This window comes from Fibrella aestuarina BUZ 2, from assembly GCF_000331105.1.
GTDB lineage: Bacteria > Bacteroidota > Bacteroidia > Cytophagales > Spirosomataceae > Fibrella > Fibrella aestuarina.
The window spans coordinates 4697500-4714132 of sequence record NC_020054.1 but is presented as its reverse complement, the minus strand read 5'-3'; the positions used below and the strand labels follow the sequence as shown (position 1 = coordinate 4714132).

The window sequence follows — 16633 nt, the reverse complement described above, 5'->3', positions numbered from 1 at the left end:
AGATAGGCCCTATTTCCCGGTTTCGCGCTCGATTCGGCTGGTACCGTTGGCTTTCTGGGTCAGGTTGGCGACCTCACTGAGGCGTACGGCGGCGGCGCCTGAGGTGTTCACATCGGCTTTCTTAAGGCGCATCTGGGTGGCGTTCAGGCGGCTGGCTCCCGAGAGGGTGGCCTGCATCTGATCGGCTTTCCCGCGCAGAATCAACTTCGTCGCGCCGGTCTGATCGGTGGTGAGTGAGCCAACGGTCGCTTTGAGCAACAACTCGCTGCTGCCCGATAGGTCGACGGTCAGGGCCGTAAAGCTGTCGAACTCGGTCAGGCGGGCGTTCGAACTACCCGACAGCCGGATGGTTTCGAGCGACGGCAGGGTAACGGTGAGCCCTACCCGGCGATCGTTGTTGTTCCGGTTTTCGACGCGCAGGGTGCCGTCTTCGTTGGTAGCCGTGGTTTGGTCGAGCATCCAGCCTTCACCATCGGCCACGACCTTAAACTGCGTGCCTTTCTGGAAACGAACGCCGAAGTTGCCCGATACCGACACCACTTTGGGTGCCACCGTCCCTACCTCCAGCGCCTTGGTTTGCGGACCATCGGTAGAAACCTCCACATCGTCGTCGTTCAGCCTATCGTCGTTGTCGTTCGTATCGGTGTCGTCCCGATCGTAGGTACGTTCAAAGCCGACGCCGATTAGCCCGTTGGTCGTAAACTGCCAGAGGTTGTTGGGCATGCCCTCGAGTTCGGTGTCGTCGAAGCGATTGTCAATAAACCGGCCGAAATCTTCAGTCATGCGGAAGGGCTTGTTGAAGGGTACATACACCGTTACGCGTAGCTCCTGATCCCGGAAGCGGGCATTTTCGGGCAGGTCAAACTCTTCGGCAAAGTCGACCGTCGAGTCCTTGACAACGGGTTTGTAGCGAATCTGCCGGGCGTTGGCCTGGGCGTCGTCGCGGGTACGTCCCCGGGCCGAGGCCGTCATCACCACTTTAATGTCGGTGCCATTGTAGCCTTCCAGCTCGATATGCGGTCGGATGTTGAACTCCCCGTCGTTGTAGCGCTCGTTCATTGTGAACGTGGGCATACCGGCAGGCGTCACGATGGTTGTCGTTTCGACCCGACCGTACTTCCTGAATTCACCAACAACCTGCGGAATGGTCGTGGCCAGAATGACCCCACTAATGACCCAGGCGCCGAATAGCGTGAGTACCGTGTTGCCCGAGATCAGCGATCGACGGGTGATGACGAGCAGCCCCGTAAGCATGATGGCTACGCTGGGCAGAATGCCAACGACAAAGCCAGCGATTAGGGTCAGGATGCTGATGTCTTCGCGCAGAATCGACATCGGAATGCCATCGCCGGGGCCAAAATTAGTACCTGCCAGTATGCCGAGGCCGGCGCCAAAGACCGTAAGGCAGGCGATGGTGAAGCTAAAGCCGATGAGCAGCAGCAGCAGGCCAAACAGCACCCGGATTACGGTACCCAACCCGCCCAGCGTTTTGCCGAAGAGCTGCCCAAGTGCACCGAAGATGGCCGCGATGGCCCGAAACGGAAACAGTAGCAGTTGGGTCAGGCCGCTTTCGGGGGCTGTGGGGGCTACGTTCAGGTTGCTTTTCACGCTGCTTTCGATATTGCTGAGCGTGATGGGTTTGCCGATCATCTCCATCTTCTCGGTGACGCTACGGGCTTCCGGCGCCACCATCCACAAAACGATGTAGGCCAGTACCCCAAAGCCGAAAACAAATACGCTGAATACCAAGGCAATGCGGATCACGCTGGTATCGACGCCAAAGTACGCCGCCAGCCCCGAGGCCACCCCGCCCAACACTTTGTTGTCGGGGTTGCGGTAGAATTTCTTGATGCCCTTTTCTTCCTGCAAATCGTTGCTGCCGGGCAGGATGATCCAGAGCAGGATGTAGGCAATCACGGTGAAACCACCCAGCGAACTGAACAGTCCGTTGCCATCGCCCATGCCGTCGCCGATCACCGGGAAGCCGATCACCGCGCTGATGAGCAACACCCGCACCCAGACCGGGTCGATCTGAAAATAGTGGGCCAGCCCGGACGCGACGCCGCCCAGCGTTTTCCGGCGCGTATCGCGCGTCAGTTTGCGGTCGCGGGGACGCGTTGGGTTTTCCGTGGTGGTCTGCTGGCGCTCAGACTGGCTTCCGGTCGAGCTGAAAGCAGGTTGGCCGCTCGCAGGTACGTTGCCGGTGGCGGCCTTTTGACGGGTGCCGCCGGCAACCAGAATTTCTTCTTTCTCTACCGCTTCGAAGTCGGCCACGGTACCCATGCGGGCGATCAGGCCATTGACATCCTCGAGCGTAACAGCCTGGCGGGCGGGTGTTTTCTCGTCGCCTTTAAGTGTCGCCAGCAGTTTTTCGGCGATGCGGTTTTCGATGTCCGTAACAATCTCCTGACTGTCTTCGTAGGTCGAAAAGTATTGTTGAATTGAGGTGAGGTACTGTTTGAGTTTTTCGTAACCGTCTTCCTCGATGTGGAAGATCACCCCACTAATGTTGATGCTGATGGTCTTTTTCATGGTCTGGAACGCGATTACTGCGGCTGTTTAGGTTCAGGCAACACAATGTCAAGATTAGGCGTAGAGGCAGGCGGGCCAGCCGTGACTGGCGCTGGGGCTACCGGAACGGGCTGCACGGGCGTTGAGGCTTTGCCAGCCCCGTTGCCGTTCCCGTTTCGGGAGTCGATGATCATCCGGACGGAGTCGGCCAGTTCCTGCCAGGTTTCGTTGAGGGCTTCGAGCGAGTTGCGGCCCAGTTCGGTCAACATGTAGTATTTGCGCGGCGGCCCCGATGTCGACTCGACCCACTTGTAGTCGAGCAAACCTGCGTTTTTCAGGCGCGTGAGTAATGGATAGAGCGTTCCTTCGACCACCATGATCCGGGCCGAGGTAAGTTCATCGAGCATATCGGAGGCATATATCTCGCCGCGCGATATGATGTGGAGAATGCAGAATTCGAGGATGCCTTTTCGCATCTGAACCTGCGCGTTTTCGATATTCATAGGCCAACGTAGGAATGCGGTCAATGGATGATACAAACATAGTGTAAGGTACTTTGTGATGCAAGGTACTTGCTCATGAAATCACCTTGGCTGGTACGAGTGGCAGAATAACCGGATGAAAGGAGCGGCTTTTCCGCCTGTAGTCAGCCGAACGCGCTGAGGTGGCTAGGGTGTTGGGCCAACTGCCTCCTTCGCTTTCTTTGTGGAATCAACCAACTTCGTCACGCATGTACAGGCTCTACGCTATCCCAAACTGCGACACCGTAAAGAAAGCCCGGCTGTGGCTGGATCAACACCAGGTAGGCTACCAATTTCACGACTATAAGAAGCAGGGTATCGACCGCGCCACGTTGACCCACTGGCTGACGCAGCGCCCCTGGGAAGACCTGGTGAATCGGGCTGGTACCACCTGGAAAAAGCGGCCCGATGCCGAAAAGCCAACCGACGCCGACGGGGCTATCGAACTGATGCTGGACAAACCGTCGGTTATCCGCCGCCCGCTCATCGAGGCCGACGGGCAGATTGTGGCGCTCGGTTTCAAACCCGATGTCTACGAGGCTGTGTTTAGCTGATTCAGGTACGTTAACCAACTTCGTTCGCAGCCAGTAGTAGGCCATGACGTTGCCGATTGTCGGGCAGGCTGTCGCCTGCCCGACAATCTGGTAGTTCCTCGATTTGCCACTGATCACCGGCTGGGTAACATTCGCACAGGCGAGGGGTTGTACCTATATGAAGCGTATGATGATTGGGCTAACGGCGGGGTTGCTTGTCGGCTGGGTTCTGGTTGATCTCTATTGGCCTCGTCGCATCGATTTGCGGCAGTTTGATCCCGCCGAAGTGGCTCGGCTCGATGCGGCCATGTGGCGATCGTATTACGACCGTAAACCACTGGCGCTGTTCTGGCAGTCGGCGCAGTTATGTCGGCACCAATTGGGGGCACCGTTCTGGCGTTCGTTTGTCATTGCGGGTCATGCCGCCAAAGCCGCTTTCCTATTCAAAGACGGCCGGGGACGCCCCGACTACGCCCGCGCCCTGCCCGATCTGGAAGCGTTTTACGGGGCCATTGCCAAACTAAGCGATCAACCCCTGAACGTACCTGAGGCCGCCCGCGACGAACTGGAATGGTGGGTGATCCGGCGCGAGCGTGATCAATATACCCCCGACGAATGGGCAACCCTGCAAACCCGGATCGTGGCGGGTATTTACCACGTACCCATCGCCCGTTGCGCCGATTATGGCCGCCTGCGCACGCAAGCCATGCTTCTTCGGGACCGGAAAGGCAACGCCATCACCGAGGCCGACTGGACACAGGTCGAGCAGCTATTGGTGCAAGCCTGGCAGGCATTGGCGGTTTGTAGCCGTAGTTGATAAAGGCAGTACAAGCAGCAGTTTCAGGGGACTACGTATCTCTAATGCTTTTTAAGCACGTTAAACCAAATCGGGCCAGTTTCTGCGCTAGAAACTGGCCCGATAGAATGAACGAACAATGATTCGTTTATTTCTTCGTCACGCGGATCGAGATGCGGCGGTTTTGGGCGCGGCCTTCTTCCGTGTCGTTGCTGGCAACGGGGTGTTCCTGGCCGTAGCCTTCTGATTCCAGTCGGCTGTTGGCGATACCCATCTTGACCAGCTCCGCTTTCACGCTGGCGGCGCGGTCGTTCGACAGCTTCAGGTTGGCGTTGGCATCGCCGGTGTTGTCGGTATAGCCACCTAGCTTCACGTTCACGTTGGGGTAGGCTTTCAGGATGGCAGCGATGTTGCTCAGCTGCTCCTGCGACTCGGGCTTCAGCGTGGCGCTGCCCGTCTCAAACGTCAGCCGGTCGAAATCAAACCAGGTGTCTTTATCAACGGCCTTGTCCGATTTGATGAACGTAAGCAGGTTGGCTTCGATGCCATCTACATCGACGCCCTTCAGCGAAGTGCCGCCGTCCAGTGTCAGATCAGTCGGAGTAAACTCTCGGTTGGGGGTGGCAACGTTGGCATTGTCGGCGGCCGTCGATTTTTCCAGATCAACGCCCGCTACGCCACCCGCTGCCGTGACATTCTCGCGGGCGTGAGCCCCCTGATCGCTCGACTTGATGGCGATGTACGGGGCAATGACCAGCGAAACAATTGACATCAGTTTGATGAGGATGTTCATCGACGGGCCCGAGGTATCCTTAAACGGATCACCAACGGTATCGCCCGTCACCGACGCCTTGTGCGGCTCCGATTTCTTGTAGAACATCTCGCCGTTGATGAGCACCCCTTTCTCGAACGATTTCTTGGCGTTATCCCAGGCACCACCAGCGTTGTTCTGGAAAATCCCCATCAGCACGCCCGATACGGTGACGCCCGCCAGCAGACCGCCGAGCACTTCGGGGCCGAAGATGAACCCGATGATGATGGGCACCGACAGCGCAATAGCCCCCGGCAGAATCATTTCCCGAATCGACGCCTGCGTGGAAATGGCGACGCACTTGTCATACTCCGGTTTGCCCGTTCCTTCCATGATGCCCGGAATCTCGCGGAACTGACGGCGCACTTCTTCCACCATCGACATGGCTGCGCGACCGACCGCCGCAATCGCCAGCGATGAGAAAATGAACGGGATCATGGCGCCCACAAACAGGCCCGACAGCACGTCGGCTTTGTAGATATCGATGCTCGAAATGCCTGAAATACCCACAAACGCGGCAAACAGCGCCAGCGCCGTGAGGGCCGCCGAGGCAATGGCGAAACCCTTACCCGTGGCGGCGGTGGTGTTACCCACGGCATCCAGGATGTCGGTGCGGCCACGAACCTCTTCGGGCAGGTAGCTCATTTCGGCAATCCCACCCGCATTGTCGGCGATGGGCCCAAAAGCGTCGATTGCCAACTGCATTGCCGTGGTGGCCATCATGCCCGCGGCCGAAATGGCCACGCCGTACAGACCGGCAAAGTGATAGGAGGTATAGATACCCGCCGCCAGCACCAGAATGGGTAGTACCGTCGATTCCATACCCACCGACAGACCGCCGATGATGTTGGTCGCCGCGCCCGTAGCCGACTGCCGGATGATTGACAAGACCGGCCGACGGCCCATGGCCGTGTAGTATTCGGTGATGGTTGACATCAGCGCACCAACCGCCAGGCCCGTCAGGATGGCGTAGAACACGTCGCTACGGGTAAACTCCACGCCACGAATCTGCATGGTCGTATCGGGCAGGATGGCGTTTACGAGGAAATATGACGCAATGACCGTCAGGATGATCGACCCCCAGTTGCCCAGGTTCAGCGCCCCCTGCACGTTTCCGTTGTCGTCTTTCACGCGCACCAGGTAGCAGGCCAGGATCGAGAAAATCAGCCCCATCCCCGCAATCAGCACGGGTAGTACAATGGGCGCGTGCCCCATGATCGTATCGTTGGGAATAACAATTTCGCGGCCCAGCACCATCGTCGCCAGAATCGTGGCCACGTACGAGCCAAACAAATCGGCACCCATCCCGGCTACGTCGCCCACGTTGTCGCCTACGTTATCGGCGATGGTGGCGGGGTTGCGCGGGTCATCTTCGGGAATGCCGGCTTCAACCTTACCCACGAGGTCGGCGCCAACGTCGGCCGCTTTGGTGTAGATACCACCCCCTACCCGGGCAAATAGGGCAATCGACTCGGCACCCAGCGAGAAACCCGCCAGTACTTCGAGGGCTTTCTCCATCGGCACGCCGTTGACGGCCAATACACCATCAACCGGGGCTACGCCCGCTACGAAGTAGTTGTAGAGAATAATGAACAGCACGCTCAGCCCCAGTACAGCCAGACCAGCTACCCCGATGCCCATCACCGAACCGCCCGTAAACGAGACGTCGAGGGCGCGGGTGAGGCTGGTGCGGGCGGCGTGGGCCGTGCGGACGTTGGCTTTGGTTGCGACTTTCATACCGATATAACCGGCAAAGGCCGAGGTAAACGCCCCGACAGCAAAGGCTATCCCGATGGTCCAGTGTGAATTTTCGACCTGCGAACCGGCAAAGGCCAGCAGTACGCCAACGATCAGGCCGAAAACGATTAGCACCCGCCACTCGGCTTTCAGGAACGCAATGGCGCCATCGGCGATATACCCAGCAATTTCCTGCATGCGGGCGTCACCGGCTTCCTGTCGGTTCACCCAACTAAACTTGGCGATCATCACCGCCAATCCCACTAATCCGAGTAAGGGGACGATGTAAAGACTATTCTGCATACTAAAAGGAAAAAAGGTTGTTTGATTGGTCGCAAAGATAGAATTTGCCCTTGCATAACCATGTTCGTTTTGACTTTTAACGAGGTTATTTTGCGTCTTTTCAATATAAATTAACGTACCTGAACAATCATTCGGTTGGGTACTTACCCGTAAGTCGGTCACAATCAGTTATGAAAAGCGTAGTCGGGCTAGTGTTACTGCTCATGCAGGTTGGGGTACAGGCGCAGTCGCTCCGATCGGTGGCAAAATGGCCGGTTTTACTGCCCCTGAATCGCCCCGCTCGGGTGCCGTTCGACCAACCCTATTCGAGCGCTTTGCTGCGACTGCCCCCCGGTCAGCCACTTGACGGGATCTACTTAGTGGCCGATGGCGATACGATCACCCTGCGCCCTGAGCCGCACAGCGACAGCAACACCGTATCGGGGCTGTGTGTATTTCGGCAGCCCGTCAGGGCCGTGACCCTGCTGTCGACCCAATTGACCTACCTATCGGCTGAACTCATTACACTCTATGCGCCACCGCTGCCTGCCGACTACGTGGCGGCGCAGGTACGTGCCGCCCGCGCGGGGGCGACTGACTGCGACAAGCCGGCCGTGGTGCCGGTGTTGGTCTGGCGGAAAGGGCTGGCCCCGCCTAAAGAACCACCTACCCCCAACAAGGTGCAGTTTGTGATCGTGCACCACTCGGCCACCAGCAACACCGCGACCAATTACCTGGACGAGGTGCGCAACATTTACCTGCAACACACCACCGTAAACGGCTGGAACGATGTGGGCTACAATTTCCTGCTGGGCCGCGATGGCGTAGTCTACGAAGGGCGCGATGGACAGGGCGTGCTGGACGGCGACAATGTGCTGGGCGCTCATTTTTGCAGTACAAACACCGGCACGATGGGCATCTGTATGCTCGGCAATTACAACGATGTACAGCCCAGTGATACCGCGCTGGCTGCTGTTAATCAGCTGATTGGGTGGAAGCTGCGAAAAGAAGGGCTGGAGCCTGTCGGACAGGCGTTGCATGCCAGTTCGGCTAAGGTACTGAACCGCATTTCGGGCCACCGCGACGGCGTTTGCGCCACCGAATGCCCTGGCAATAACTTATATGCCCGGCTGGGCGCGATGCGTCAGTCCGTTGGGCAGTTGTGCTCGTTTACGTCGGTGGTCGGCGTCACGCCGCTGGCCACCGAACCTACTGCCGACTGGCTGGTTTACCCGAACCCCGCCGACGGGCCGATCACGGTGCAGCACCAGACCACCACGCCCAAACAGGTCCGGTTCGACTGGCTCGACGGGCAGGGCCGGAGCTGGGCCGGACGGGCTAGTCAACTGACTGCCAGTTCCTGGCGTATCGAACTGCCCGTTGGCGGCCGGCAACCGTTCTGGCTACTCCGTTGCACCGATGGCCAGCAGCAGGTTGTGCGCAAAGTCATGCGTACCGATACCGACTAAATCGAAGCGTAGACTAATTGGATGCCCATTTCCCTTTTTTGTTACCCGGCATTGCGCTACAACTGTACAGCCCGTTTATTTGTCTTGTAACCCTGTTCTGACCACTTTGTGAAAAAGCGATCTATACTCACCATTCTTTGCTTGTACGTTGCGTTGTCTACGGCTGTCCGGGCGCAGGTTCCGTTTGGGAAGCCCCGCCCCGCCACACCCGGCGACATTCAATTGGGCATCAAACGGCTCGCCGTACTGGGCAGTGTGCTCTACATCGCCGCTCACCCCGACGATGAAAATACGCTGCTGCTCACGTACCTCCACAACGAGCGCAACCTGCGCACTGCCTACCTGTCGCTGACCCGGGGCGATGGGGGCCAAAACCTGATCGGTCCGGAGCAGGGTGAAAACATCGGCGTGATACGTACCCAGGAATTGCTGGCTGCCCGCCGCATCGATGGCCCCGAACAGTTGTTTTCCCGGGCCTATGACTTTGGCTTTTCCAAATCGACCGACGAGGCCGTCAAAACGTGGGGGCGCGATCAGGTACTCAGCGACATCGTCTGGCTGATCCGCAAGTTCCAGCCCGACGTGATTATCACGCGCTTTCCACCCGACCCGCGCGCCGGGCACGGCCACCACAGTGCATCGGGTTTTCTAGCCGAAGAGGCCTTCAAGCTCTCCAATGACCCCAAATCGTATCCCGAACAACTGCGCTACGTAAAACCCTGGCAGGCCAAACGGCTGTTCTGGAATGCCTTTACGCCCGGCCGGTTTCAGTCCAACGAGAAGCCGAGCGAAAGCGGCACGCTGCTGGGCCTCGAAACGGGCCTGTACAACCCGCTGCTGGGCAAATCGTACGGCGAACTGGCTGCCGAGAGCCGGAGCCAGCACAAGAGTCAGGGCTTTGGCGTAGGGGCCAACCGCGGCGCCCGCATGGATTACCTGCTGCTGAAAGGCGGCGACAAACCACAGGTCGACCTCGTGGAGGGCATCGATATGAGCTGGAACCGGGTGCCTAATTCCGAGCGGGTGCAGGAGCTGATTTACCAGTTGAATTCGCAGTTTGTGCCCGCGCAGCCAACGAGCATCGTCGCGACGCTGGTAACGCTCCACCGCGAGATTAGCCAGCTCGATACTACCCAACTCTATGTGCGCACCAAACGGCAGGAAGTGGAAACGCTGCTGCAACAGTGCCTTGGGCTGGTGTTTGAAGCGCTGCCCCTCGATTACGTAGGCACACCCGGCGGCACCGTCGATATTCGGCTGACGGGCCTGGGCCGCACCAATTTTCCGGTGAAACTCACCCGCCTCCGCCTGCCGCAGCTAGGCCGCGACACGGCGATGGCGATGCCGTTGAAGGCCAACGAGCAGCACCTGTTTACGATGTCGGCCAAATTGCCCACGAATCTGCGGCTCTCGCAACCCTACTGGCTCGAAAAACCCATCGAACGCGGCCTGTTCAACGTGAGCGATCAGCGGCTGATTGGCCTGCCCGAAAACCCGCCGGCCCTCACGGCCGAATTCACGGTAGAGGTGGAAGGCCTGCCCTTTACGTTTACCCGCCCCTGGCTCTACAAATACACCGATCCGGTTGAGGGTGAATTGTACCGTTCATTTGAGGTACGGCCCGAGGTGTCGATCAACCTGCCAGAGCGGGTGTACGCGTTCGCCGACAATCAGGCCAAAACGGTGGAGGTGCTGGTGAAAGCCAACCGGGCCAACGTGAGCGGTACGCTGTCGGTCGACGTACCCACGGGCTGGCGCGTATCGCCCAATTCCGAGACGTTTACGCTGGGCGAGAAATACCAGGAGCAGCGTTTCACGTTCTCGCTGATGCCCATGAGCAGTTCGGCCCCCGAAGGTCGGCTGCGGGTGAGCGCGCAGACGCCGGGGGGGCGGGTTACCACTGGTCTCCGCACCATCAGCTACCCGCACATCCCGCCGCAGTCGCTGTTTCCGCCCGCCGAAGCCAAAGTGGAGCGGCTTAACATTGTCGTGAAAGCCAAAAATATCGGCTACATCGCCGGGGCTGGCGACGACGTACCGGCGGCGCTTCGGCAAATGGGCTGCACCGTGACGATGCTCGACGAGGCCGAGCTGAGCAAAGACCTGTCGCGCTTCGACGCCATCGTGGTGGGGGTTCGGGCCTACAATACTGAAGATCGGCTCCGCTTTAATCAGGATAAGCTGATGAGCTACGTACAGCGCGGGGGTACGTTGGTGGTGCAATACGCCACGCCCGGCGGGGGCGGTATTACGCAATCGGGGCTGAAAGTCAATCAGATCGGGCCGTTTCCGTTTACGGTGGGCCGTGACCGGGTCGCTGAGGAAGACGCCACCGTGACGATGCTCAACCCCAGCCACATGCTACTGAACCGCCCGAACAAGATAACCGACGACGATTTCAAAGGCTGGATCCAGGAACGCGGGCTGTACTTCGCGCAGGATTATGACCGGTCGTACGAGTCGCTCTTCTCGATGAATGATGCCGGTGAGTCGCCTAAACTCGGCAGCCTCATCTACGCCAACTACGGCCGTGGCCACTTCATCTACACCGGTCTGGCGTTTTTCCGGCAGCTGCCCAACGGCGTGCCCGGTGCCTATCGCCTGTTCGCCAACCTGATTTCTGCCGGAGCGAAGAACTAACCGTAGTAGGCCGTACCACAGAGTAAGGCAGAGGCCCGCCGAACGGCACAAAGAATTGAATTCTTTGTGCCGTTCGGCGGGCCTCTGCCTTACGGCAAGTTTTCTACAATCATTAGGTTGCGCTTACCTCGCCGAACAACTCGTTCAGCCAGTCGCAGTAAGGTTTGATGAGCTGGCAACCCCGGACCACCTCGTCGGCAAAGTTGGGTTTCAGCACCTCCTTGTCGGAGTAGCGGTGCATGAAAAACAGCTGTTTCCGCTTCAGTAAATCAATGTCGGGATGGTCGGCCGAATAGCCTTTCGGAGCGGTTTTGGTGGATTCGCCCCAAACGTCGGGGAAGTACGCCCGAAACGTCGGGTTGTCGATGATCTGTTTGAGCGAATCCACATTGTAGTCGATTTCCTGCCGGAACTGCGCCAGTTGAGCGGGTGTCGCCTGCCACATGCCTGCTCCCAGAAACGACTCGTTGCCCGGCTGAATGTGCAGGTAGTAATCGATCTGCCCGGAATGCCGACCGCCCGGCCCGATGGCGATGGCAAAATTGGGCTTGTAGGGCGCTTTGTCTTTCGAAAACCGGATGTCGCGGTTGATCCGGAAAATACAGTCTTTGGGGGCAGTGTTGGGCAACGGCTGGAAGGTCGAAACGCCCTGAATCAGGCGGATGGTGAGGCCTTCGACCTCGGCTTTGGCGGCATCGTAACGCGCCCGATTGGCCTGAAACCAGTCGCGATTGTTGTTCTGGACCAGTTCGGCCAGAAAGGTAAACGTAGGGGCCGTGATGGCCGTGGAGGGGTTGTTCACTGTTCGCATCGGACAAAAATACGCCCTTTCCGATTGGCTTAGTGCCGATAAAAGCGTCAGATCAACAGGCTGGTCAGGTAGAGTAGGGGCCAACGCCGAAACTCTGCCCGCATGAGCCGGCCGCCCCCGACCCGATCCGGCAGGGCGATGTAGTGAATCCCCGTAAGCGAATGGCAAACGGCCTTCCGCGCGTGGCACGCTGGAAAACCGCTGGTAATCAGACGGGCGGCGCATCAGCAAATGCGGTATGATCGGATGATACGGTCGACGTACCTAACCAACTGATGGCCCCAAACCGACCGCTGATGAACCCGATCGGCGTATGCGGTGGTTAAGTCGACAGAGGATTCGTAGTTTTGTGTCCCGATCTCTTCACAACCTATGCAACGCGTTTATTTCGATAATGCCGCCACCACCCGGCTCGACCCGGCCGTGCTGGAGGCCATGCTGCCCCTGATGCAGGACAATTTTGGTAATCCGTCGTCTATCCACGGGCACGGGCGTGTGGTCCGGTCGGCCATCGAAAAAGCGCGTAAAACGGTGGCGTCGCTGCTCCATGCGGCTCCCGCCGAAATCGTTTTTACCTCGGGTGGTACCGAGGCCGACAATACGGCTATCTGCGGGAGCATCGAAACCTACGGCCTGACGCACGCCATCACGTCGCCGCTGGAACACCACGCTGTATTGCACACGCTGCAACACCTGGCTCATGAGGGCAAGATTAAGCTTGATCTGGTCGAAGTGGATGCGCGTGGTCGCCTCAACTACGATCACCTGGAAGCGCTGTTACAGGCGGGAGCGGCCGCCGGCGGATCGCTGGTGTCGCTCATGCACGGTAACAACGAAATCGGCAACCTGCTCGACATGGACCGCGTGGGTACGTTGCGGGAGCAGTATAACGCGGTCTGGCACTGCGATACGGTCCAGACGATGGGTCACTATCGGCACAACGTGCAGGAGCTCAAGGTCGACTTTCTGGTCGGCGCCGCCCACAAATTTCACGGTCCCAAAGGCGTTGGGTTTCTCTACGCCCGCCCGACGGCCCGCAAGCCTATTCAGCCGTTTATCCACGGTGGCTCGCAGGAGCGTAACCGGCGGGGCGGCACCGAAAACGTCTATGGTATCGTGGGCCTGGCCAAAGCGCTGGAAATCGCCTATGCCGACATGGCCGAGCACCGTCGCCATATCGAAGGGCTGAAACAACGCATGATCGATCAGCTCCGCGCCCAGTTCGGCGAGCACGCTGGCGGGCCCGTGCTGTTCAATGGTGATTCGGCCGATCTGGACAAAAGCCTGTACACCGTGTTGAGCGTCAGCCTGCCGCCTTCCGACATTAACGACATGCTACTCTTCAACCTCGACATTGCCGGGATATCGGTATCCGGTGGATCGGCCTGTTCGAGTGGCACCGATGTGGGCTCGCACGTACTGAACGCCTTACCCGGCATCGACCCGAACCGGGCCAATGTGCGGTTCTCTTTCGGTAAATACAATACCGCTGAGGAGGTCGATTACGCCGTTGCCAAAGTGGCCGAGTTGTATGCGGGTGTAAACGTATAAACGCAAACCAACGTACCTGGCCCCGGCCATTAATCCCTTGACCTGTTTACAGCATGGCGCTACAGACCACGGTAAAAATCAGTAACGTAACCAATTTAAGCGACGCCCGCTACTGCGCGGGCATGGGCGTCGATCTGCTGGGCTTCTCGATGGATGCCGAATCGCCCGACTACGTCGATCCGGCGCGTTTCAACGAGATGCGTGGTTGGGTGGCGGGCGTCCACATCGTAGGCGAAACCCAAAGCGACGACCCCGACGTCATTGAGCAGCTAATGAACACCTACCAACCCGACGTGTTGCAGGTGGATGAAGCCGCGCTGTTGCCGTACCTGGGTACGTTCGGCAAACCGCTGATCCTGCGCGTCGAGTTGATTGTTACGACACTGGATCAACTGGATACGCTCGCCAACACGGAACTGCCCGGCATCGATTACCTGCTGCTCGAAAGCCCCTCGCCCCTGCATCTCGATGCTGATCTGACAACCTCGTTGACGCGCCTTTCCCGGCGCCACCCTGTGTTGCTGGGCATCGGCATCGCCGCCGACGCTATTCATACGCTGCTCGACAACGTACCGGTAGCCGGTATCGCGCTGACGGGCGGCACGGAAGAACGCCCTGGTAGCAAAGACTTCGGGGCACTCATGGACGTGCTCGAAGCCATCGAAGAGGAGTAAACAGACAGAAGGCTGGAAAGTCGATTAAGAAAAGAAGTCCGGAGTCCGGACAGTCATTTCAATGTGAACGCTTCGCGTAAGCAACACTAAAACGACTGTCCAGACTCCGGACTTCTTTTCTTAATCGACTCTCTTTATTGGTGGCTTACGACACCACTATATCCGATTTCTGGCTGTCCCAGGTGACACGGCGGCCGGTCTGGTAGGCTTTCGTGGCCATGATGTTGGCTACTGAGTGGTTGAAACCGACACGGGCGGGTGCATTAGGTTCGTTGCGGCTGCGCACGCATTCCATCCAGTTGCGCATGTGCAGCGACGTCATAGGATCACCGCCGGTGTTGGCACCTGTCTCCATCCGGGCTGTTTCGCCAAGTGACATCGTTGGCAGTAGGTTCGCTTTCATGCCCATTTCTTTGGCGTAGCGCTCCTCCAGACCGCCCTCTGGCGTGATCTTGTTGGTGTCGAGGTTGATCATCCCCCCGTTTGAGTAGTAGTATTCCTTGGTGCCGCCCGCCTCGTTATGCATCCGCGACGAGTAGAGCACCTGGAAGCCTTTTGCCTTGTCGTTGTCCGGGCCGTAATCGAAAACGGCCGTGAACGTATCGGGGTTGACGCGCCCGTCTTTCCAGACATATACGCCTCCGTTGGCCACCACCGAACGGGGGTGATCGTAGCCGCTGAACCAGTGTACCGTATCGATCTGGTGCGACATCCACTGCCCCGGAATGCCCGACGAATAGGGGTAGAACAGCCGGTATTCGAGGTATTTGCGCGGGTCCCACGCCTCGGCGGGCCGGTTCATAAGGAAGCGTTTCCAATCGGTATCTTCCTGCCGGATCTCCGACACCAGTTTGGGCCGGCGCCAGCGACCGGGCTGGTTGACGTTCCAGGTCATTTCAACCATCGATACGTCACCAAACTTACCCGATTTGATGTATTCGTTGGCTGCGTGGTAGTTGGGAGCCGACCGCCGCTGCGAGCCTACCTGCACGATCTTCTTCGACTTCTCGACGGCTTTCAGTGCCTTGCGGGCGTCTTCCATCGATTCGGCGAAGGGCTTCTCCACGTACACGTCGCGGCCCGCCTCAACGGCTTCGGCGCAGTGAATGGCGTGCTGAAAATCGGCGGTGCTGATGATGACGGCGTCGATGTCCTTGCGGTCGAGCAGTTCATCATTGTTGCGGTTCATCGAGAAGTTACCCGCATCGGCCCAGCCTTTACCCGTCAGGAAGGCTTTGGCTTCGTCGCGGCGGCGGCTCCAGAGGTCCGATACGCCCACGAAGGCGAAGTTCATCTCTTTGGAATGACCAGCGAAAGCGGGGGCCAGCGACTGACGGAAGCGGTCCGAGAAGCCGATAACGCCAACACGTACTCGCTCATTGGCGCCCAGAATACGGGCATAGCTGCTCGCCGAGAAGCTCATGCCGAGGCCAGCGAGGGCCGACGATTTAATAAAATCACGACGGTTTTGCATGGAAGTAGCCCGGCGCTCCAGCGCCGGTGTTGTTAAGGGTTTTACCAAAGCTGGAGCTTTGGTGCTACAACGTTTTAATCTTGATGTTACGGAATTCGACGTGATCGCCGTGGTCCTGCAACAGGATGTGGCCCTTGGGGGCTTCGCCAAACCGCCCATTGCTGTTATACTGCGGGGCGGCGTATTTGCTCTTGGCTACCAGTTCACGAAAGGCGTCGCTGCCCCGCTCATACTCAACCACCTTGCTGCCATTGAGCCAGTGTTCCACATGGTTGCCACGCACCAGCACCCGGCCACTGTTCCATTGCCCGATCGGGTTTACTTTTTTGTCTTTGGCGGGAATCAGGTCATACAGCGAGCCTACGGTGCGGTTGCCGTCGCGGCCCATCTTGGCGTCGGGGTGGCGCTCATCGTCGAGTACCTGGTATTCGAGTCCGAAGGCCGACCCCGCCGGTTTGGGCGATTGCTCGGCCACGAAGTACTTCAGGCCGCTGTTGGCGCCTTCACTCAGTTTGAAGTCGAAGCGCAGGTCAAACTGGCTGTATTCGTCCGTCGTGACAATGTCGCCGAAGTTGGTCGATTCCGACCCGTCGGTTTTCTGAATCGACAGCGTCCCGTCGTTGACCGACCAGCCGCGCTGGGGAAAACTTTCTTTGTAAGCTCCGCGCCAGCCTTTGGTGGTTTTGCCGTCGAACAGCAGTTTCCAGCCGTCGCGTTGCTCCTGTTTAGTCAGGGTGTTGGGCGCATCGGGAGCCGCAGCGGGCTGAACGAGAACAGCAACGGCCAGGGCCGCCAGGGGTACGTATTTCGTTACGTTAAGCAT

12 protein-coding genes are annotated in these 16633 nt (G+C 58.6%); 6 read left to right on the top strand and 6 right to left on the bottom strand.

Features of this window, described 5'->3' with window-relative positions; all coding sequences use genetic code 11:
- Positions 1–9: 9 nt before the first annotated feature.
- Both FAES_RS19370 and FAES_RS19365 read right to left on the bottom strand, forming a co-directional pair.
- A complete protein-coding gene (locus FAES_RS19370; protein WP_015332914.1) occupies positions 10–2532 on the bottom strand; it encodes a PspC domain-containing protein in 2523 nt (840 codons plus the stop codon).
- 14 nt (positions 2533–2546) lie between these two features.
- Complete coding sequence (locus tag FAES_RS19365; RefSeq protein WP_015332913.1) at positions 2547–3014, bottom strand: PadR family transcriptional regulator; 468 nt, start codon at positions 3012–3014, stop codon at positions 2547–2549.
- A gap of 227 nt (positions 3015–3241) precedes the next feature.
- Between FAES_RS19365 and FAES_RS19360 the strand changes: the two genes are divergently transcribed.
- The gene (locus tag FAES_RS19360; RefSeq protein ID WP_015332912.1) at positions 3242–3586 is read left to right on the top strand and encodes an ArsC family reductase; all 345 of its coding nucleotides are present in this window, start codon (positions 3242–3244) and stop codon (positions 3584–3586) included.
- Positions 3587–3743: 157 nt separating this feature from the next.
- Positions 3744–4382, top strand: coding sequence for a hypothetical protein (locus FAES_RS19355; protein WP_015332911.1), 639 nt, complete (start codon positions 3744–3746; stop codon positions 4380–4382).
- A gap of 127 nt (positions 4383–4509) precedes the next feature.
- On the opposite strand, the gene FAES_RS19350 is transcribed toward FAES_RS19355, so the two are convergent.
- Positions 4510–7212: a sodium-translocating pyrophosphatase gene (locus FAES_RS19350; protein ID WP_015332910.1), complete on the bottom strand. Its 2703-nt coding sequence runs from the start codon at positions 7210–7212 to the stop codon at positions 4510–4512.
- Between the two features lie 170 nt (positions 7213–7382).
- Between FAES_RS19350 and FAES_RS29165 the strand changes: the two genes are divergently transcribed.
- Positions 7383–8660, top strand: a complete 1278-nt coding sequence (locus FAES_RS29165) for an N-acetylmuramoyl-L-alanine amidase (protein ID WP_015332909.1) — start codon at positions 7383–7385, stop codon at positions 8658–8660.
- Between the two features lie 108 nt (positions 8661–8768).
- Positions 8769–11300 carry a PIG-L family deacetylase gene (locus FAES_RS19340; RefSeq protein WP_148289409.1) on the top strand — a complete coding sequence of 844 codons (2532 nt, stop codon included), beginning with the start codon at positions 8769–8771 and terminating at the stop codon, positions 11298–11300.
- Positions 11301–11412: 112 nt separating this feature from the next.
- Here FAES_RS19340 and FAES_RS19335 read toward each other — a convergent pair whose 3' ends face one another.
- Complete coding sequence (locus FAES_RS19335) at positions 11413–12111, bottom strand: DUF2461 domain-containing protein (RefSeq protein WP_148289408.1); 699 nt, start codon at positions 12109–12111, stop codon at positions 11413–11415.
- 372 nt (positions 12112–12483) lie between these two features.
- Here FAES_RS19335 and FAES_RS19330 point away from each other — a divergent pair, with 372 nt between their 5' ends.
- Together FAES_RS19330 and trpF are read left to right on the top strand one after the other, a co-directional pair.
- On the top strand, positions 12484–13662 hold the full coding sequence (locus FAES_RS19330; protein ID WP_015332906.1) for a cysteine desulfurase family protein: 1179 nt from the start codon (positions 12484–12486) through the stop codon (positions 13660–13662).
- 53 nt (positions 13663–13715) lie between these two features.
- A complete protein-coding gene (trpF, locus tag FAES_RS19325; RefSeq protein ID WP_015332905.1) occupies positions 13716–14336 on the top strand; it encodes a phosphoribosylanthranilate isomerase in 621 nt (206 codons plus the stop codon).
- Positions 14337–14481: 145 nt separating this feature from the next.
- Here the strand turns inward: trpF and FAES_RS19320 are convergent, their stop codons facing one another.
- On the bottom strand, positions 14482–15810 hold the full coding sequence (locus FAES_RS19320) for a Gfo/Idh/MocA family protein (protein WP_041258144.1): 1329 nt from the start codon (positions 15808–15810) through the stop codon (positions 14482–14484).
- A 64-nt stretch (positions 15811–15874) separates the two neighbouring features.
- The gene (locus FAES_RS19315; protein WP_015332903.1) at positions 15875–16633 is read right to left on the bottom strand and encodes a 3-keto-disaccharide hydrolase; all 759 of its coding nucleotides are present in this window, start codon (positions 16631–16633) and stop codon (positions 15875–15877) included.